This is a genomic window from Paenibacillus sp. Negev47 (assembly GCF_058313655.1).
On sequence record NZ_CM177754.1, the window covers coordinates 651,718 to 674,198 of the forward strand.

Annotated in this window: 4 protein-coding genes; all 4 read left to right on the forward strand. The window is 54.9% G+C overall.

The genetic code is table 11. The annotated features are described in order from the left end of the window. Positions 1 to 485 precede the first annotated feature (485 nt). Positions 486 to 15,464, forward strand: a complete 14,979-nt coding sequence (locus AC4G47_RS03135) for an amino acid adenylation domain-containing protein (protein ID WP_491106631.1) — start codon at positions 486 to 488, stop codon at positions 15,462 to 15,464. A gap of 152 nt (positions 15,465 to 15,616) precedes the next feature. Further along, positions 15,617 to 18,925 carry a non-ribosomal peptide synthetase gene (locus AC4G47_RS03140; RefSeq protein WP_491104708.1) on the forward strand — a complete coding sequence of 1,103 codons (3,309 nt, stop codon included), beginning with the start codon at positions 15,617 to 15,619 and terminating at the stop codon, positions 18,923 to 18,925. Further along, the gene (locus AC4G47_RS03145; protein WP_491104710.1) at positions 18,915 to 20,741 is read left to right on the forward strand and encodes an ABC transporter ATP-binding protein; all 1,827 of its coding nucleotides are present in this window, start codon (positions 18,915 to 18,917) and stop codon (positions 20,739 to 20,741) included. Before AC4G47_RS03140 ends, AC4G47_RS03145 begins: the two co-directional genes overlap by 11 nt. Then, positions 20,738 to 22,471 carry an ABC transporter ATP-binding protein gene (locus AC4G47_RS03150; RefSeq protein WP_491104711.1) on the forward strand — a complete coding sequence of 578 codons (1,734 nt, stop codon included), beginning with the start codon at positions 20,738 to 20,740 and terminating at the stop codon, positions 22,469 to 22,471. Before AC4G47_RS03145 ends, AC4G47_RS03150 begins: the two co-directional genes overlap by 4 nt. Positions 22,472 to 22,481 lie beyond the last annotated feature (10 nt).

The following is a 22,481-nucleotide window of genomic DNA, read 5'->3' on the forward strand; positions in this document are numbered from 1 at the left end:
CACTACCCCGCAGCCGGATCTTTACTTATCTATACTAGGGCTGCGGGGAATACACAAATCGTACATAGAGTGTATCAATACCCCCTTATACATAGGCTTCGACAAAGGCAGCTCAGTGCCGAATCCGGAGGTACGGTTGTCTCCTGCTGGCCGGCCGGAATCCTTCAGCAAGCCTTACATCGATGGGAGGAACATCCCTTGTCCACCCCCAAATCCAATTTTAACCCCACATTAAACCAAAGTCCGTCTTCGGGGGCTCGTCCGCATCAAGCATATTTGAAGCAGAAGACCCGGAAGCAGCGCTTGCGTAGAACGATGCTTTTTGTTGTCTTTCACGCATGGAAGCTGAGCGGGACGGTTGCTAGACAAAGATTGCTGCATGCGATAAACCGGACAAGCAAAGCGGTGACCTGGCGAAAGCCATTGATATTGTTGTCACATGTTTGAAAAGACGGGGGAGCGAAGCTGGAGCGTTGCTGCGGCATATGCTCCGCCGGATTGCTTTTACCGATGAAGAGAGGGGAACGATCCAGGTGGCTTTTGAAAAAGAAACGTTGTTTTGGAACGGAAAATTCGGTAGCGACGATTATACCTTGACGCGGCTGCCTTACAGTAAAGCTCCAAGCTCCCTGGCGCCCATTGTGAAGACCGTCGGCGGTTCGCTTTCGGAGGAAGCGGGGCAGCGCGTCCTTCAAATGAGCAAGGGCGCTCCGCTGGCTGCTTTTATGATTTTACTCGCCGGTGTTCAGTCGCTCTTGCATAAATATACAGGCGCTTCTGACATTCTGGTCGGCATGCCGGTTGTACAGAAACCGACGGAGACGCGCCGATCCGTTAATCATACGGTCATTTTGAAAAACTCGCTTTCGGCGGGTGCGACTTTTAAAACGCTTCTGAGCGAGCTGAGGACTTCCTTGCCGGAAGCAATTCAGCATCAACATATTCCGTTCTTGAGAATGACGGAGAAGCTGGACCTGCAATATGCAGACGGAATCCCCGTCGTCCATACGCTAGTATCCCTTAAGGAGCTGCATCTGGAAGATATCGGCCAAAACATGGTCACGGATTGTTCCTTTGAATTCAGCTTAACCGGCGGGACGATACAGCTGGCGCTGTCATATAACGAGCACTTATATGACTCAGAGTTCATGACTCGGGTCGTCGGCCATCTGAATCGCTTGCTGGCCGTGGGGCTTCACGAGTTGGAGCTGGGCATCGTGCGGGCGGACATGCTGTCGGAGAACGAGAAATTTCAATTGCTGCAAAGCTTTAACAATACCGAGAAGGACTATCCCCGTGATCGGACGATTCATCAGCTGGTGGAGGAGCAGGTGAAGCGGGTGCCCGAAGCGACGGCGGTTGTCTTTGAGGGACGGAGGCTTTCGTACGCGGAGCTGAACGAGCGGGCGAATGGGCTGGCGCGGACGCTGCGATCGGCCGGCTTGCAGCCCAATCAGCTGGTAGGCTTAATGGCTAGGAGATCGCCGGAGATGGTGGTTGGCATGCTGGCGGTTCTGAAAGCTGGCGGTGCCTATGTGCCGATCGACCCGGAATACCCTGAAGAACGCATCCGCTACATTCTGGGGAACTCGAACGCGCAGCTGCTGCTGACCCAAAGGGAGCTGCAGCAGCAGGTGCCGTTCGATGGAACCGTGTTGGCGCTGGATGACGAGCAATCCTATAGCAACGATGGCTCCAATCTGGAGCCGGCCAGCGGCCCGAATGACCTAGCTTATGTCATCTATACATCAGGTACGACCGGCAAACCTAAAGGGGTCATGCTTGAGCATCGTGGTTTGGTGAGCTTGAAGCTGATGTTCGCGGACAGGCTGGGCATCACGGAGCATGACCGGATCGTTCAATTCGCGAGCCTGTCATTCGACGCATCCTGCTGGGAAATGTTCAAAGCGCTCTATTTTGGCGCGGCTTTGTACATCCCGACGGCCGAGACGATTCTCGACACTCGTCTGTTCGAGAGTTATATGAACGAGCATGCAATTACGGCGGCGATTTTGCCTCCGACGTACAGCGCTTATTTGAGCCCGGATCGCCTTCCCAGCTTAACGAAGCTCGTAACGGGAGGCTCGGCTGTATCGGCCGAATTCGTACAGCAGTGGAAACCGAAGGTTCGCTATTTCAATGCTTACGGCCCTACGGAAGCTTCGATTGTTACGACGCTTTGGGATGCAGATGAGGAGCAGCCAGAGCACAGAGTCATTCCGATCGGGCGCCCGCTGGCCAATCACCAGATTTTTATTTTGGACGCCCACCTGCAGCTTGTGCCTCCGGGAGTGGACGGGGAGCTGTGCGTGGCAGGTGTGGGACTTGCGAGAGGTTACCTGAACCAACCGGAGCTGACGGCAGAAAAGTTCGTGGAACATCCGTTTGCGCCGGGAGAACGCCTCTACCGGACAGGAGATCTCGCCCGCTGGCTGCCAGACGGAAATATTGAGTATTTGGGTCGGATCGACCATCAGGTGAAAATCCGTGGATTCCGAATCGAGATCGGCGAGATTGAAGAGCAGCTTCTAAAGATCGGCTCCGTGCAGGAGACGATCGTAATCGCCCGGGAAGGCAAAAGCGGGCAAGAACTGTGCGCTTACCTGGTCGCGGACCGCCGGCTTACGCTCGGTGAGCTGAGAAGCGTGCTGGCGCAAAAATTGCCGAATTATATGATTCCGGCGTATTTTGTTCAGCTTCCTCAGATGCCGCTCACGCCGAACGACAAAATCGACCGCAAGGCTTTGCCTGCCCCGGAAGGCAACGCACTGACCGGCGGAGAGTACGTAGCTCCGCGTAATGAAGCCGAGCAGACGCTTACCGATGTGTGGCAGGCGGTATTGAACGCTGATCGCGTTGGGGTAACGGATCATTTCTTCGAGCTGGGTGGAGACTCGATCAAGTCCATTCAAGTATCTTCGCGGCTTCATCAAGCCGGGTATAAGCTGGAAATCCGGGATTTGTTCAAATATCCGACGATTTCACAGCTTAGTCTGCATGTGAAACCGATTGGACGTACCATTGATCAAGGCGAAATAACGGGTGAAACAGCGCTGACGCCGATTCAGCATTGGTTTTTCGAGAACTCCTTTGCGGACCCGGATCATTTCAACCAGTCAGTGATGCTGTACCGGAAGGAACGCTTCGACGAAGAGACGGTGCGTCAGGTGCTACAAAAGCTGGCCGAGCATCATGACGCTTTGCGGATGGTGTTCCGCAAGACGGAACAAGGGGTTAGCGCGCGGAACCGCGCGATTCAGGAAGGCGGGCTGTTCACGCTGGACGTGTTCGACTTCAACGATGCGGAGAATATCGCGCATGGTGTGGAGGCGAAGGCAACGGACATTCAAGCGGGCATTGATCTGGAGAACGGGCCCCTCGTGAAGGCTGGACTGTTTCGGTGCGCTGACGGCGATCATTTGCTGCTCGCGGTTCATCATGCCGTGGTGGACGGCGTGTCTTGGCGCATTTTGATGGAGGATTTCGTTCTGGGTTACCAGCAGGCCGGCAAAAGCGAGGAAATTTGTTTCCCGGCAAAAACGGATGCGTACCTCACTTGGTCCGAGCGGCTGGCCGCTTACGCGCAAAGCCCAGAGATGGCAAAGGAACGGGCCTATTGGCAGGCCGTGGAACAAATTGCGGTTCCGGCATTGCCGAAGGATCTGGAGACGGACGTTACGACGCAACAGGACAGCGAATCGCTGTTCGTCCGTTTGTCTCCTGAAGAAACGGGGCTGCTGCTGAAGCGGGTTCACCGGGCCTACAACACCGAAATGAACGATATTTTGGTAACGGCGCTTGGCATAGCCGTTCGCAAGTGGACGGGACACGAACGGGTGCGGATCAATCTCGAAGGACACGGACGCGAATCGATCGGAACGGATATCGATATCACGCGCACAGTCGGCTGGTTTACAACCAAGTTTCCGGTCATCCTGGAGCCGGAAACCGACCGGGATTTGGCCTATCAGATTAAACAGGTCAAGGAAAGCTTGCGTCGCATTCCGAACAAGGGGCTTGGATACGGCGTATGCCGCTATCTCTCCAAATCGGGGGATAGCTTTGTTTGGGGCGCAGAGCCTGATATTAATTTTAACTACCTCGGCCAGTTCGACGATGATGTCAACCAGGACGGGATCGGCATATCTTCTTATTCCAGCGGCAGCCCGGCCAGCGACCGGCAGGCCCGCAGCTTTGTGCTGGATATCAACGGCATGGTGCTGGACGGCGCTTTATCGCTCGATCTCAGCTACAGCCGGAAGCAGTATCGCAAGGAAACGATGGAAGCCTTCGCTCAGCGACTTGAGCAAAGTCTCCGAGAACTCATCACCCACTGTGCAGGCAAAGAAAACACTGAATTGACGCCGAGCGACGTGCAATTTAAAGGCTTGACCATTGCGGAATTAGAGCAAATCGCCCAGCGCTCGGGCCATCTCGGGGAAATAGAAAATATTTACTCGCTTACGCCGATGCAGAAGGGTATGTGGTTCCACAGCGCGCTTGACCGGCAAACGGCAGCTTACTTCGAGCAGACGCGGTTTACGATGCGGGGAGCGCTCGACGTCAAGCTTTTTGAGAGGAGTTGGATGGAACTTGCAAAACGTCATCTGGTGCTGCGGGCGAATTTTGTGAAAGGGCCGGCGGGCGAGCCGCTGCAAATCATATACCGCGACAAGCCGGTCGGTTTTGAATATGAAGAGCTGCTTCATTTGCAGGTGGACGAGAAACAAGCTTACTTGGATAAAAAGGCCGAGGAGGACAAGCTTCGCGGCTTCGACATGGAACATGACCCACTCGTTCGGTTTACGATCCTGCGCACCGAAGAGCAGAGCTATCATGTACTGTGGAGTTTCCAACATATTTTGATGGATGGCTGGTGCCTGGCTCAGCTGACGCAGGAGCTGTTTGAGGCATACTCGGCCTTGGCATCCGGCGAGCAGTCAGCGGGAGATAAGGGATCGGATTATGGCGCTTATATCGAATGGTTGGAGAAACAGGACGATCAGGCGGCATCCGGTTATTGGACGGCATTCCTGGCAGGTTATGAAGGGCAAACCGTACTACCGGGACAAAAGGAACCGGCGCCAAACGGCAGATTTACGGCTGATCACGTCACCGTCGAGCTGGGTAAGGACTTAAGTGAGCGGATGGACCGGGTGGCGAAACAGCGTCTGGTTACGGTCAATACCCTGTTGCAAGCAGCTTGGGGTGTGATGCTGCAAAAATATAACGGAACAAACGATGCCGTATTCGGCAGCGTTGTGGCCGGAAGACCGGCGGAAATCCCAGGCATCGAGTCTATGATCGGGCTGTTCATCAATACGGTGCCGGTCCGCGTCACGAGCGAAGCGGACACCGTGTTCGCCGATCTGATGGCAAAGCTCCAAGAGCGGGCGCTGGAGTCCGGGCGTTATGATTACTATCCGCTGTATGAAATTCAAGCCCGGAGCGTGCAAAAGCAGAACTTGATCAACCACATCATCGCTTTCGAAAACTATCCGGTGGACGAGAAGATGGAGCAGACGGGCGACCAGCAGCACGGCGACCTGACGATCGCTGACGTTCAGATGGAGGAGCAGACGAACTATAACTTCAACGTGACCATGGTGCCGGGAGCCGAGATCGAAATTCGATTCGACTTTAATGCCGAAGTATTCAATAAAGACAGTATCGAGCAACTCAAGGGGCATCTCGTCCATCTACTGGAGCAGGTAATGGATAACCCGGAAATTACCGTGGGCGATCTGGAACTTGTGACGGAGGCGGAAAAGGCCGACCTTCTCGGACATTTTAACGACACCACCACGGAATTTCCGCGCGGGAAGACGCTCATTCAATTGTTCGAAGAGCAGGCGGAGTGTATCCCGGATGCAGCCGCCATCTCCTTGAATGAGCAAGATCTGACCTACCGCGAGCTGAACGAACGCATCAACCGCCTTGCCCGAACCTTGCGCAGCCACGGGATATCCAAAGGCCGTTTAGTTGCCATTATGGCTGAGCGTTCCATTGAAATGGTGGTGGGCATGCTGGCGGCACACAAAGCCGGAGCGGCTTACGTACCGATTGACCCGGAATATCCCGAGGAGCGTATCCGTTTCTTGATTGAGGATTCGGGAGCGCAGGTCATGCTGACGCAAAGCCGCTTGCGCGAGCGCCTGACGGGTCTGGAATCCGTGATCTTACTGGATGACGAGTCCTTCTATCATGAGGACGGTACAAATCTAAATCCGGGGACCGAAGCGACGGATCTGGCCTGCGTCATCTATACATCAGGCACGACGGGCAAGCCAAAAGGCAACCTTGTTTCGCACCGCAACATCGTGCGGATCGTGCGAAATACAAATTATATCAATATCACCGAGCGGGATCATGTCCTCCAGCTTTCGAGCTATTCGTTCGACGGAGCAATTTTTGATATTTTTGGAGCTTTGACCAACGGGGCGCGGCTGGTGCTGGTTCCCCGCGAGAATTTGCTGGAAATCGGCCGGCTGGCGGATCTCATTCAGCGCGAGCACATCTCGGTCATGCTGATTACGACCGCTTTCTTCAACGTCCTTGTAGATGTGAACGTCGACTGCCTGCGGGATGTCCGGGCGATTTTGTTTGGAGGAGAGCGAGTGTCGGTCGGACATGTGCGTAAAGCACTCGCCCATATCGGACCGGGCAGGCTCAATCACCTGTACGGCCCGTCGGAAAGCACGGTTTATACCACATACCTTCCAGTTGACTTTGTCGATGATTCGGCGGTTACCGTACCCATCGGACGGCCGATCAGCAATACGACGGTGTATATCGTCGACAGCCGGAATAAACTTCTGCCGATCGGTGTGGCCGGAGAGCTTTGCGTCGGTGGTGAAGGCTTGGTAGGGGGCTACAATAACCGGCCAGAGCTGACGGCGGAGAAATTTGTGGACAACCCGTTTGTGCCGGGAGAGCGTATGTACCGGACGGGAGATTTGGCAAAATGGCTGCCGGACGGCACGATCGAATACGTGGGACGGACGGACGATCAAGTGAAAATCCGCGGCTTTCGCATTGAGCTGGGCGAGATCGAAGCTCAGCTTCAGAAAGTGGAGGGAATTCGGAAAGCGACGGTATTCGCGAGGGAAAACGCCTCCGGCGAGAAGCAGCTTTGCGCCTATTTTGAAGCGGACCGGGAGCTTCCGGCAGTCGAGCTGAAGAGCGTGCTTTCCCAGGAACTGCCGGCCTATATGATTCCAGCGTACCTGATCCAGTTGGATGGGCTCCCGCTGACGGCGAACGGTAAGGTCGACCGCCGATCACTTCCGGCGCCGGAGGAGAGCTTGCAGGCGGGCGAAGGACATACTCCGCCTCGAACTCCGTTGGAAGCCAGCTTGGCTGAAATATGGAAAAGCGTGCTTGGATTGGAACACATCGGGGTTCATGACAACTTCTTTGACTTGGGCGGCCATTCCCTGCGGGCAACGACATTGGTGAGCAAGGTTCATCAGGAGTTGAACGTCGAGCTGCCTCTGCGCGACGTATTCCGCTACTCAACGATCGAAGAGATGGCTCTCGCCCTCTCACGGATTGAAGAGCAGTTGTTCTCGTCGATTCCGCTGGCAGATGAAAGAGCGTATTATCCACTTTCCTCAGCTCAGAAGCGGCTGTTTATCCTGAATCAGCTGGAAGGAGCCGATCAGAGCTACAACATGCCGGGTGTGCTGCTGCTCGAAGGATCGATTGATTATAGCTTGCTGGAGAAAGCTTTCCGCGGACTGATCAAACGACATGAAACGTTGCGAACCGGATTTGAGATCGTACAAGGCGAAGCGGTACAGCGTATTTACGAGAGCGTTGAATTTGCCGTCGTGTGTCGACATGCGAACGAGGAAGAAGCGTTTGCAGTCGTGCAGGCTTTTATCCGACCTTTCGATTTGGCGAAGCCACCGTTGCTGCGTGCCGAGCTCGTAGAGCTGGCAGCCGATCGTTATTTACTGATGTTTGACATGCACCATATCATTTCCGACGGGGTTTCGATGGACGTGTTCGTTGAGGAACTCGTTCGTCTGTATGGCGGTGAGTCATTAGAGCCTTTGCACATTCAGTACAAGGACTATGCGGTATGGCAGCAATCGGACGAGCAAAAAGTGCAATTGAAACGCGAGGAAGCTTACTGGCTGGACCGTTACCGGGGCGAGCTGCCGGTTCTGGAAATGCCAACTGACTATCCACGTCCTGCTGTACAGAGCTATGAGGGACATACGCTGACGTCCTTCGTGGATGAGGCAACGAACGAAGGCTTGAAGCAGCTGGCAACTCAAAGAGGAACGACGCTATATATGGTGTTGCTTGCCGCATATACCGTGCTTTTGCATAAATACACAGGTCAGGATGATTTGATTGTTGGCACGTCGATTGCGGGCAGAACGCACGGCGATATGCAGCCCTTGATCGGAATGTTTGTCAACACGCTGGCGATCCGCAATTATCCGGCTTCGGAGAAGACCTTCCTGTCGTATTTGGAAGAAGTGAAAGAAACGACCTTAGGCGCTTACGAGCATCAGAATTATCCGTTCGAAGAACTCGTCGATAAAGTGCAGGTTAGCCGGGATTTGAGCCGCAACCCGCTGTTTGACACGATGTTCTCCCTGCAAAACCTGGAGGAGTCAGAGTTTGAGCTGGAAGGGCTGAAATTGTCCCCGTACCCTAGCGAATATGGTATGGCCAAGTTCGACCTGAGTGTGGATGTTACGGAAGAAAATGGTGGACTGGAGTGCAGTTTTGAATTCGCAACGGCTCTCTATAAAGAAAGTACGATCCGGCGGCTGTCGATTCATTTTGGACACTTGCTTGCGGCGATCGTAAGCTGTCCGAATGCAAAGATCGCTGAGCTGAACTTGTTGACGGCAGAGGAAAACGAGCAAATTCTCGGCGCATTCCACCCGGCGCAATCGGAAGTGGCTCCTGCGGCTGCGTTCCACCGGCTGTTCGAGGAACAGGCGGAGAGCACTCCGGAAGCGGAGGCGGTCGTGTACGAAAACGATCGGCTGACGTATGCGGAGCTGAATGAGCGGGCGAACCGCCTGTCGGCAACGCTGCGCGCAAGTGGAATCGGCCGGGAGGAGATTGTTGGCATTCTCGCCGAGCGTTCGGTGGACCTGCTGGTGGCCATGATGGCGGTCTGGAAAGCGGGCGGGGCGTATGTACCGCTTGACCCGGATTATCCGGCAGACCGCGTGCGGTTCATGCTGGAAGACAGCGGAGCGAAGGTGCTGCTGACACAAACGCCGTTGCGAGAGCGTGCTGAAGTTTGGCTCAGCGAAGAGGAACTGGCACTGGCGAAGGTGCTGTATCTCGACGACGAAACGTCATACAGCGAAGACGGTGAGAATGCACCGCTTGGCCCCAGCATGGTTTCCGGTAAAGTCTCCAGCAAGCTGACGGGTGCTGTGAACGACGGAGATGAGAGCCATTCGAATGTAGGTATGGATAGCTTCCATGAAGCTCATCCAGAGGATTTGGCCTATGTGATCTATACGTCGGGAACGACGGGCAAGCCGAAGGGTGTAATGATTGAGCACCGCAGCCTGGTGAACACTGCGGCGGGCTACCGGCGGGAATACCGGTTAGATCAGTTCCCGGTTCGGCTGTTGCAACTCGCCAGCTTCTCGTTTGACGTGTTCGTGGGTGATATCGCACGCACGTTGTATAACGGAGGCACGATGGTCATTGTGCCTAAGGACGATCGGATTGATCCATCTCGTCTGCACTACTGGATAGAGAGGGAGCAAGTGACGATCTTTGAATCAACGCCGGCGCTGATCGTACCGTTTATGGAATACGTGCACGAGCAAGGGCTGGAGTTGAGTGGGATGGAGCTGCTGATCACAAGCTCGGATAGTTGCAGCGTGGCGGATTATCGAACCTTGCAGGAACGTTTCGGCCCGTCGTTCCGCATCATTAACGCCTACGGTGTGACGGAAGCGTCAATCGACTCCAGTTTCTATGACGAGGGGTTGGAGAAACTGCCGCAGACAGGCCATGTGCCGATTGGCAAAGCGTGGTTAAATGCGAAGTTCTACATCGTGGATGCACATCTCAATCCGGTTCCAGTCGGTGTGCTGGGCGAACTGGTCATCGGTGGCGTTGGTGTAGCACGTGGGTACTTGAACCGTCCAGAGCTGACGGAAGAGAAGTTTGTAGACAGCCCGTTTGTCGCGGGTGAGCGGCTGTACCGCACAGGAGACTTGGCGCGGTGGATGGAAGACGGCAACGTGGACTTCATCGGCCGGATCGACAACCAGGCCAAAATTCGGGGCTACCGGATCGAGACGGGGGAGATCGAGTCGCAGCTGCTGCGGGTGGAAGGTGTGCGCGAAACGGTGGTGCTGGTTCGAAGCGATGCGAACGGACAGAAAGCATTGTGTGCGTATTACACGCCGGATACCGGAGTTAAGCTGGCAGTGAACGATCTGCGCAACGCACTGGCACAGGAGTTGCCGGGCTACATGATCCCGTCATACTTCGTAGAGCTGGAGCGTCTACCTCTGACACCGAACGGGAAGATGGATCGGAAGGCGCTGCCAGCGCCGGAAGGGGAAGCAGGAAGCGGAACACAGTACGTCGCACCACGCAATGAGCTGGAAATGAAGCTGGTGGTTATTTGGCAGGAAGTGCTGGGGCTTACGAAGGAGATTGGTGTTCACGATAACTTCTTCGACATCGGTGGCCACTCCCTGCGCGCGACAACGTTGGTTGGCATGATTCATAAAGAGTTGAACGTGGATCTGCCGCTGCGCGACGTGTTCCGGCATTCCACGATTGAGAGCATGGCGGCGGCCATTTCCCGGCTGGATGAGCAGACATTCGTTTCCATTCCGGTGGCGGATGACCGGGAGGTGTATCCGCAATCTTTTGCTCAAAAACGTCTCTTTATCCTGAATCAGCTGGAAGGTACGGAGCTTAGCTACAACATGCCGGAAGTGATGCTGCTGGAGGGTGCTTTAGAACGGGCAAGGTTCGAAGAAGCGTTCCGTAAGCTCGTGGAGCGGCATGAAACGTTGCGCACCGGGTTTGAAATGGTGAATGGCGAAGCATCGCAGCGGATTTACCAGGACGTGAATTTTGCCGTGGAGTTCTACCCGGCGGATGAGCAAGAGGCCGAAGAGAAGGTTCGCCGTTTTGTCCGTTCGTTTGACTTGGCGAAGCCTCCGCTGCTGAGGGTAGGCCTTGTCGAGCTGGCTCCGGAACGCCATATTCTAATGTACGACATGCATCATATTATTTCCGACGGCGTTTCGATGGAAATCTTTGTTGAAGAATTCGTCCGCTTGTATGGCGGCGGGCAATTGGAGCCTCTGCGCATTCAGTACAAAGACTACACTGTTTGGCAGCATTCGCAGGAGCAGAAGGAACGGCTTCAGCGTCAGGAGGCGTACTGGCTGGACATATTCCAAGGCGAGCTTCCGGTGCTGGAAATGCCGACCGACTATCCGCGTCCGGCTGTGCAGAGCTACGAAGGTCAAACGCTGGAGTTTTTCTTCGACGCTTCAAAAACCGACGGCCTGAAGCAACTGGCCTCGGAAACAGGCACGACGCTGTTTATGGTGCTGCTTGCGGCGTATAACGTCCTTCTGCATAAATATTCAGGTCAGGAAGACGTGATCGTCGGTACGCCGATTGCCGGAAGGAATCATGGGGATGTGCAGCCGTTGATCGGGAATTTCTTAAACACGCTGGCTATCCGCAGTTATCCGGCTTCGGAGAAGACATTCCTGTCATACCTGAACGAAGTCAAAGAAACGACCCTCCACGCCTTCGAGCATCCAAACTATCCGTTCGAAGAATTGGTGGATAAGGTGCAAGTCGCCCGTGATTTAAGCCGCAATCCGCTCTTCGACACGCTGTTTACGATGCAGAATACGGAGAACGAGGAATTTGAGCTGGAAGGGCTTCGTCTAGTTCCTTATCCGAGCGCACTGGATACCGCGAAGTTTGATATCAGCTTGGATGTGGGCGAGGAGAACGGCGGCTTGGATTATAGTTTCGAATACGCGACGGCTCTCTACAAAAGGGAGACGATCGAACGGCTGGCGAAACATTACCAGCAGTTGCTCGTAACGATCGTAAGTCGTCCGGAAGCGAAGATCGCCGAGCTGAGCTTGCTGACACCGGCAGAAAAAGAGCAAATTCTCGGCGCGTTTAACCCGGCGCAGCCGGAAGCGGCTCCTGCGTCGGCGTTCCACCGGCTGTTTGAGGAACAGGCGGAGCTAACGCCGGAAGCGGCGGCTGTCGTGTACGAGAACGACCGGTTGACGTATGCGGAGCTGAACGAGCGGGCGAACCGTTTGGCGGCTACGCTGCGCGCAAGCGGCATCGGCCGGGAGTCGATCGTCGGCATTCTCGCCGAACGTTCGGTGGACTTGCTGGTGGCCGTGCTGGCCGTCTGGAAAGCGGGCGGGGCGTATGTGCCGCTCGACCCGGATTATCCAGTGGACCGCGTGCGGTTCATGCTCGAAGACAGCGGAGCGAAGGTACTGCTGACGCAAACACCGCTTCGTGAGCGTGCCGAAGCCTGGCTCGGTGAAGAGGAGCTGGTGCTGTCAGCTGTGCTGTACCTCGACGATGAAGCGTCGTACAGCGAGGAGCGGACGAATGCGCCGATGGGATCCAGCATGATTTCCCGCATAGTTTCCGGCAAACTGACGGGTGCTGTGGATGCCAGCGATGAGAGCCATCCGAATGTTGTGGGCATGGTTAGCTTCCATGAAGCTCGTCCAGAGGATCTGGCATATGTGATCTACACGTCGGGGACGACGGGTAAGCCAAAGGGCGTGATGATCGAGCACCGCAGCCTGGTGAACACAGCGGCGGGCTACCGACGGGAATATCGGTTGGATCAGTTCCCAGTGCGACTGCTGCAGCTCGCAAGCTTCTCGTTCGACGTGTTCGTGGGAGATATCGCGCGGACGCTGTACAACGGCGGCACGATGGTCATTGTACCGAAGGACGACCGGATCGATCCGTCTCGTCTGCACTACTGGATAGAGCGGGAGCAAGTGTCGATCTTTGAATCAACACCGGCACTGATTGTGCCGTTTATGGAGTACGTGCATGAGCAGGTGCTGGAGTTGAGCGGTATGGAGCTGTTGATCACAAGCTCTGACAGTTGCAGTGTGGCGGATTACCGAACCTTACAGGAACGGTTCGGCTCGTTGCTCCGCATCATCAATGCCTACGGCGTGACGGAAGCGGCGATCGACTCCAGTTTCTATGACGAGGAGTTGGCGAAACTGCCGCAGACAGGCCATGTGCCGATTGGCAAAGCGTGGCTGAATGCGAAGTTTTACATCGTGGATGCACATCTGAACCCGGTGCCGGTTGGGGTGCTGGGCGAGCTGGTTATCGGCGGTGTTGGCGTAGCACGTGGGTACTTGAACCGTCCAGAGCTGACGGAAGAGAAGTTTGTAGACAGCCCTTTCACCGCGGGTGAGCGGTTGTATCGCACGGGAGACTTGGCACGGTGGATGGAGAATGGCAACGTGGACTTCATCGGCCGGATCGACAACCAGGCCAAAATTCGGGGCTACCGGATCGAGACGGGGGAGATCGAGTCGCAGCTGCTGCGGGTGGAAGGTGTGCGCGAAACGGTGGTGCTGGTTCGAAGTGATCCGAACGGACAGAAAGCACTGTGCGCGTACTACACGCCGGACACCGGAGTTAAGCTGGCAGTGAACGATCTGCGCAACGCACTGGCACAGGAGTTGCCGGGCTACATGATCCCGTCGTACTTTGTGGAGTTGGAGCGTCTACCTCTGACACCGAACGGGAAGATGGATCGGAAGGCGCTGCCAGCGCCGGAAGGGGAAGCAGGAAGCGAAACGGAGTACGTCGCACCGCGTAATGAGCTGGAAACGAAGCTGGCGGTGATTTGGCAGGAGGTTCTCGGGCTTACGAAGGACATTGGCGTTTACGACAACTTTTTCGACATCGGCGGCCACTCCCTACGAGCGACGACGCTGGCGGGCAAGGTGTTTAAGGAATTAAACGTCAATCTGCCACTGCGCGACGTATTCCGCCACTCAACGATTGCGGCGATGGCCGATGCGATTGCCCGGATGGAACGGCGGGAGCACGAGGCCATCCCTCGAGCGGAAGAGAGAGAGTACTACCCTCTGTCCTCCGCGCAGAAAAGGCTGTTCATTCAGCACACGCTGGATGGAGCCGATCAGCTTTACAACATGCCGGAGCTGGTGCAATTGGAAGGCGAGTTTGATTTAGAGCGCTTGGAAGCCGCCTTGCGGAAATTGATATCACGGCATGAATCACTGCGCACCGGTTTTGAAATCGTGAAGGGCGAAGCGGTTCAGCGGATTTACCCGCAGGTTGACTTTGCTATCGAGCATCACCAAGCGAATAAAGAGGATGCGGCTCAAATCGAGCAGATTGTACGCAGTTTTGTTCGTCCGTTTGATCTCGGCAAGCCACCGCTGCTCCGCGCCGGGGTCATCGAATTGGAGCCAAATCTGTATATACTTCTTTTCGACATGCACCATATCGTGTCCGACGGTGTATCGATGGCGATTGTGATGAATGAATTCTCGAGTTTCTACGACGGAGAAGAACTGCCACCACTGCGCATTCAATACAAGGATTATGCTGTTTGGCAGCAGTCGAAGGTCCACCGAGAGCGGATTGGGCTGCAGGAAGTGTACTGGCTACAAACCTTCGAAGGCGAGCTGCCCACGGCGGATCTGCCGATGGACTACGAACGGTCTACGGTTCGCGACTACGAAGGCATGCATCTGGATTTCGACGTCGAAGCTTCTCTCTCTGAGCGGCTGCGCCAATTGGCGGCCGAGCGTGAAAGCACGCTGTACATGGTGCTGCTTGCGGCTTATACCGTGCTGCTGTCCAAGTACAGCGGGCAGGACGACCTAATCGTGGGTACCCCGGTGGCGGGAAGAACCAATGCCGATTTGGAACCGGTCATCGGGATGTTTGTCAATACACTGGCCATCCGCAATCGTCCGTCGGGCGACAAAACGTTCTTGTCCTACCTGGAAGAAGTGAAGGAGACGGCATTGGGTGCTTTCGAGAACCAGGATTATCCATTCGAAGAGCTCGTGGAGCGTTTGAATGTGAAGCGGGAACCGGGCCGCTTTCCGCTGTTCGATGCTGTTTTCGACTTGCAAAATATCGAAGAACAAGACGTCGAACTGGAAGGGGTCAGCTTGAAGAATTATGAGCTGGATCAATTGGAAGAAGCGAAGTTTGATCTGACGCTGTTTATGTATGAAAACAACGGGGCGCTGAGCGGGGGCTTCTTCTACGCCACCAAGCTGTTCAAAGAAGCGATGATCCGTACCTTGACCGAGGATTACCTGGGGATACTGTCGCAAATTGCGGAAAATCCACAACTTGAGCTGAGACGGATCGAATGTCATAAACCGTCGTCTGGCGCAAAGAGTGCGGTCGACACGATCGAATTCGCGTTTTAATTCTATAAGCGCGCCTCTGCCGTCAAGCGCAAGCGGTGCGCATCCCAAGGAAGACAGCGAACAACGTGCAAGCCCGTAGACGCGCAGGTCGAAAGCAAGCTTTTGGATCTGCGCCAGGGCATGCGATCACTTCATTTTTAAGGGAGGTACGAATGAAATCTTTATTTGAAAAGGAAGAAAGGTACTGGAGCGGCAAGTTTGACGCCGATGACAGCCTGAGCTTCCTTCCCTACAGTCAATCCTCCAAATTATCCGAGGACGGGGAAGCTGCGGCCAAGCTGGGCTTGCTTCACCGTACTCTGCCGAGCGAACTCTCGGAGAGAATCATTCGCCTCGCGAGCGGTTCGGATTTGGCTATATACATGATTGTTTTGGCAGGAGTAAAAAGCTTGCTGTTCAAATATACCGGGCAGGATCAAGTGCTGGTCGGCATGCCTTCTTATAGCGTAGACTCTGAGGAGACTCCACCGCCGCATGACATTTTGGTAATCAAGACGTCTGTGAGCAGCCAGACTACGCTGAAAACGCTTCTCGGGGGCATTAAAACCTCCATCGGTGAGGCGCTGGAACATCAGCATCTGCCTTTTCGGAAAATGGTGGAGCCGCTCCATCTGGACTATACGGGAGACGGCCTCCCGGTCGTCAACACCGTCGCATCCTTCGGCCCGATTCATTCGGAACCGCTGGGTAACCGAGTGGCGGCCGATACGTTTTTTCGCTTCGACTGCCAAAACCACTCCATCGAGCTGGAAATAAGCTTTGACGAGCAACGGTATGAGTGGGCATTTGTGGAACAGGCGGCTGACCATCTTGTTCGGCTGCTGTCCATGCTTTTATTTCAGCCGGATCTGAAGCTCGGGCAAGCTGATTTGTTGTCCCCAGACGAGAGGGATACGCTGCTGAACCGATTTAATGACACTGAAACCGAGTTCGAGCGGGGGAAAACGATTCACGGCTTGTTCGAAGAACAGGCGGAACTTTATCCGGATAATGTGGCCGTCGTCATGAATGAGCGGCAGCTGACCTACAGCGAGCTGAACGAGCGATCCAACCGGCTTGCGCGGAAGCTGCGGGAGACGGGAGTCGAAGCCGATCAGCTGGTAGCAATTCTGGCTGAACGCTCGCTCGATATGGTTGTCGGCATTCTGGCGATTCTCAAGGCGGGCGGAGCCTACGTACCTGTTGATCCCGACTACCCAGAGGAGCGCATCCGCTTCATGATTGAGGATTCGGGCGCGCCGTTATTGCTGATTCAAAGGCATCTGCACGAGAAGACCAACTTCGCAGGAACGCGCCTCGAATTAGACGATTTCGTTTGGGGCGACAGAAGGGTGGATTCCGAAGGCGCGCTGGACGCTTCGAATCTGGAGCCGATTTCCGGGCCGGGCAACCTGGCCTATGTCATCTACACGTCGGGAACGACCGGTAGACCAAAAGGAACGTTGATCGAGCATAAGAACGTCGTGCGTCTCCTGTTCAACGACAAGAATCTGTTCGACTTCAGGCCGTCCGACACGTGGACGCTGTTCCACTCGTTCTGCTTCGATTTCTCCGTCTGGGAAATGTACGGAGCGCTGTTGTACGGAGGCAAGCTGGTTATCGTACCGCCGCTCACGGCGAAAAATCCGACCGATTTCCTTGCGCTGCTGGGCCGCGAACAGGTCACGATTTTGAACCAGACGCCAACTTACTTCTATCAGCTGCTGCGTAAGGTCTTGGCGGATCATCCATATGATCTGCGGATTCGCAACGTCATTTTCGGCGGCGAAGCGCTCAGTCCGCTTTTGCTCAAGGGCTTCAAGACGAAGTACCCGGAGACAAAGCTGATCAATATGTATGGCATTACCGAGACGACGGTTCACGTGACGTATAAGGAAATTACGTGGGTCGAAATGGAGGCGGCGAAGAGCAATATCGGCAAGCCGATCCCAACGCTGAGGGTGTACGTCCTGGATGAAAACCGCCGCCCTGTGCCGATTGGCGTAGCGGGCGAAATGTACGTGGCCGGGGAAGGGCTCGCGAGAGGATACCTGAACCGTCCGGATCTGACGGCGGAGAAGTTCGTTGATTCCCCGTTTACGGAGGGGGAGAAACTGTACCGCTCTGGCGACTTGGCGACCTGGTTGCCGAACGGCAACATCGAATACCTCGGCCGAATCGACCACCAGGTCAAAGTCCGCGGGTACCGGATCGAGCTGGACGAAATTGAGACGCAGCTTCTGAACGCCCGGGGCGTGGAAGAAGCGGTGGTACTCGCCCGGGACGACGCGAACGGGCATAAGCAGCTTGTCGCTTACTACGTCGCGGAAACAAGGCTGGCGGCGAATGAACTCAAGGAGCAGCTCGCCAAGCAGCTTCCGGGGTATATGGTTCCTTCGCACCTGGTACAGCTTTCGCAGATGCCACTGACCTCGAACGGGAAAATTGATCGCAAAGCACTGCCCGCGCCGGAGGAAGCCGCGGCCGGGGAAGCGGAATATGTCGCGCCGAGAACGCTGCTCGAATTGAAGATCGCCCGCGTCTGGCAGGATACGCTTGGCGTTCCGCAAGTCGGCGTAAAGGATAACTTTTTTGAGCTCGGTGGCAATTCGTTAAGTCTGATGAGGCTCGTTCAAGCCGTTTACGATGAAACTGGCATTGAGGTACCGCTGAACCGCCAATTCCATCATGTAACCGTTGAAGCTATGGCTTTCGGAGAGAGTGATCTGGGCCTGGATAAAGGGGGAGACTCCTTCATTAAGCTGAATAAAGCAGGAGATCTGAACGTGTTCTGCTTCCCTCCAGGCAGCGGCTTCGGCATCGGTTACCGAGAGCTCGCAAGCAGGCTCGAAGGCCGGTTCGTGCTCTACGGCATTGATTTTATCGACGATGCCGCCAATTACGAGGCCATGCTGAACCGTTATGTAGACGAGATCGTCCGCATCCAGCCGGAAGGGCCTTACGTGTTGCTCGGCTATTGTTTTGGAGGCAACCTGACGTTCGAGGTAGCTAAAACAATGGAGAAAAGAGGGTATTCCGTAACGGACGTGCTCATGGTGGACTCATGGATTAAGGACACGCTGACGCCTTCCGAAACGTCGGAAAAAGAGCTTGAAGAAACGCTTGCCGATTTCGACGAAGAAGAGAAGGAATTAATGAGCAACCCGCTCGTGCGGGAGCGTGTCCATCGGAAGGTCAAAGCGACCTTGGCGTACGAAGCGCAGCTTATTAATGCCGGCACGATCCCGACCCGGATTTACGAACTGATTGCGAAGGACAGCGAAGCGTTCCGCCTGGAGCACCAATTGCCGTCCTGGCGGGGGGCGACGACACAAGCTTACGCCGATTATCGGCTGGAGGGCGCGCACGAGGAACTGCTGGAACTCGCGCGCGTGGACGAAACGGCCGGTGTCATCCGGGACATCTTAGAGCAAATCAAGCGGCAGATCAAAGCGGAGTCCGGGGTCCTGCATGGAAGCTGACCGGCAGCCGTCTGTTCTAGAACAAGGTACAGCGGCGCCTTCCAAGCGCCAAACCGCTTACGCTACCTGGAAAGCGTTCCGCTGGCTGATGTCTTATGTAAGCCGTCACAAAGGCTGGATGATCGTCGGTATCTTGTCCGCGATTGCCGCCGCTGTTATTGAGATATGGACGGGAAGTTTGATCGAACAGCTGACGACCCAGGCCGAGAAAGGGGCGGGGCCAGCCGTTCAGCAAATCGTGTACACGGTCTTTGTGGTCATCTTGATCGGTGTGCCGGCGAAGTTTTTCATGAGCTTCGGCGTAGAGCGAAGCAGCGCCTCTGCGATGCAGGATATCCGCAACCATGTCATGCATCATATCGGCAAACTCCGGGTCTCCTATTTGGAAAAACAGCACTCCGGCGATATGTTGTCGCGGATGAACAACGACCTGCAGCTCATCCAGCAGTTTATGATTCGGGATCTCGCCCAGTGGTTTTATCATCCGCTACTGTTCATCGGCTGTTTCGCTTATTTGATCTACCTCCAATGGGAGCTGATGCTGTACAGCCTGCTGTTATTCCCCTTAGCGCTGCTGGTTTCCCAATGGATCGGCAAGCAGTTGGAGCGGTTGACGGAGGAAGCCCAGGCGAACATGGGGCGAATGAACGTCAACCTCCAGGATACGCTTGGGGGTATGCCTATTGTAAAAAGCTACTTGTTATCCGGCATGTTATCTCGCTCCTACCAAGTGCTGCTGCAATTGACAGCTCAAAAAAAGCTGGCCGTGAAAAAGCGGGAAGCCTGGGTCAACCCGCTGCTTTCCACGTTGATGATCAGCCCGATCATTTTCGCTGTCAGTTACGGAAGCTATTTGATCTATCAAGGGCAGCTAGGCGCGGGAGAGCTGGTAGCCTTTCTGTACTTGCTGAATCTGTGTCTAGAGCCACTGGAGCATATTCCAGAGCTCATCACGCGCACGTTCGAAATGGCCGGTGCCTTGAGAAGAGTCTCCGAAATCGTCGAGCAGCCGACCGAAACGGAAAATGGCCGTTCGCTTCCGAAAGCGAGCGCAGCCCCTATCGAGTTTCAGAACGTAACCTTCGGGTATGAGGAGAACTCCCCGATCCTGCGCAACATTAGCTTCTTGCTACCGGAAGGGAAAACGATTGCGCTTGTCGGAGCGAGCGGCGGAGGGAAGAGCACGGTGTTTAAACTTGTATGCGGCTTTTATCCGCTTCCGGAGGACCAGGGGGAGATTCGCGTGTTCGGCAGCCTGATTGATGGAGCTAATCCGGAGCAGCTTCGGTCACATTTTTCCGTGGTAACCCAGGATTCATATTTGTTTAGCGGCACGGTCGCCGAAAATATCGGCTACGGGCGGGAAGTAGCGTCGATGGACGAGATTATCGAAGCCGCCAAAGCCGCTCAGGCTCATTCTTTCATTATGCAGCTTGATGGCGGCTACCAGACGTATGTCGGAGAGCGCGGAGGCTTTTTGTCCGGCGGGCAGCGCCAGCGCATTGCAATGGCTCGGGCTTTTCTGAAGGATGCTCCCGTTCTGCTGCTGGACGAGCCAACGTCGGCTCTTGATCCAGAGTCGGAAAGTGCGGTTCAGGAAGCACTGGGCGTATTGATGAAGCAGAGAACGACGATGGTTATTGCCCACCGGCTTTCTACAGTACAAAACGCCGACGAAATTTGGGTTATGGAACAGGGGAATATTGTGGAAAAGGGCACTCATGAACAATTGCTGGAAATGAAGGGACTGTATGCCCAGTCGTACTATCAGGAATTTACCGAGTCTGCCGAACGCAGGGAGGTGGCGTACACATGAAAAAGGGCGGATGGCTCTCGCAAGTGAAAGAACTCGGCTACTTGCTGACGTTTATGAACCGTAAGCACAAAACCCAGTACGCCATTGGCCTGGCCGTGACGGCGCTCACCCAGACATTGTTCCTGATCGCCTTCAGTTTGGTCGTACATAATTTGGTTGATTTCGCCGTGTCCCGAGATACGTCCCTGATGGTGGAAGCCTTTATTATTTTGGGCGCGGCCCTGTTCTTAGAAAATCTGATTTCTCCCTGGTTCATTTACTTATACCAGCGTAGTGTCGAGCTGACTGTTCTGAATATCCGCAAACGTCTTTATGACAAGCTGTGCCGGGTGCGGCCGAGATTCCTGGAGCAGACGCACCATGGGGACTTGCTGTCGCGGGTGAACAACGACGTAACGACCGTTGAGTTTACATTCTCGCAGGTTTACTTCGTTTTGCTGCTTCAAGTTGTGTTTTGCATCGGCTCCATTGTCTCCATGGTGTTGATCGATTGGCGGTTTGCCGGCGTATCCTTCGTCATTCTGCTGCTGTCCTCCGTGGTTAGCCTGAAATTTGCGCGGGATATTCGCGTTTTGTCAGAACAAGGCTTGCAAACGCTCGGTAAAATGACCGAGAAATTCAAAGATTTTATGGGCGGTATTCAACTTGTGAAGCTGTTCCGCATCCGCACGATTTACGGCCAGTACGAGGCACTGAACGAACAAATGACGCAGACGCTTCGGCAAACCGCGCAGAAGAATGGCATGCAGGCTGCGGTGAACCATTTTATCAGCTATGTCACGTTCTGCGGCATCATCGTCATCGGCAGTCTTCTTTATGCTTACGGACTGATGGGAATGGGAAGCGTCGCCGCCTTGGCGGTTCTGCAAGTGAATCTGACGCATGCCATGTTGAACTTGGGGATGGTTCTGTCGATGACCCAAAATTCGCTCGCGGGTGCTCACCGGATTCAAGAGGTACTAAGAGAGGAAGAGGAACCGGAACGTTTGGGATCTCCTCACAGCGAGCTTGTGTCGGAGACTGCGGTGGAGTTTCGCGGTGTTGAATTTTCCTATCAGGCGGATAAAAAGGTGCTTGTCGACATGTCCATGCAGGTGTTTCCCGGCCAGGTCGCTGCTATCGTGGGGGCCAGTGGCAGCGGCAAAAGTACGCTGATCAAGCTGCTGCTCGGCTTTTATCCTGTGGACAGCGGAGAAATCCTACTCCAAGGCAAACCGTTCGGCCATTACACGCTTGATGAAATCCGCAGGCAGATTGCATACGTTCCGCAGGAGCCGTTCCTGTTTACCGGAACGATTGAGGAAAATATCCGCTACGGCAACCCGGATGCAACGGATGAAGAAGTGATCGAAGCGGCCAAAGCGGCGTACGCTCACCATTTTATTCAGGAACTTCCTGAACAGTATAAAACGCCGGTGGGAGAGAGAGGAGCGTCGTTGTCGGGCGGACAAAGGCAGCGAATTGCGATCGCACGAGCGATTCTCAAAAACGCCCCGATTCTGCTGCTTGATGAAGCGACTTCCGCGCTGGACAATGAATCCCAGCATTGGGTACAGCAGGCACTGAATGTATTGATGAAGGGGCGCACCACCATTCTAATCGCCCACCGTCTCAGCACCGTGGAACATGCGGATTTGATTACCGTCATGAACCAAGGGACAGTCGTCGAGCGGGGGCGCCATCTGGACCTGCTGGCGCTCAGAGGTTATTACGCCCGGCTGTACGGCTAGACCCGCTTAC

Bases quoted from the DNA above. Each gene is read 5' to 3' on its own strand.
- AC4G47_RS03140 (WP_491104708.1), top strand. From the start codon at position 15,617: ATGAAATCTTTATTTGAAAAGGAAGAAAGGTACTGGAGCGGCAAGTTT.
- AC4G47_RS03150 (WP_491104711.1), top strand. From the start codon at position 20,738: ATGAAAAAGGGCGGATGGCTCTCGCAAGTGAAAGAACTCGGCTACTTG.
- AC4G47_RS03145 (WP_491104710.1), top strand. From the start codon at position 18,915: ATGGAAGCTGACCGGCAGCCGTCTGTTCTAGAACAAGGTACAGCGGCG.
- AC4G47_RS03135 (WP_491106631.1), top strand. From the start codon at position 486: ATGCTCCGCCGGATTGCTTTTACCGATGAAGAGAGGGGAACGATCCAG.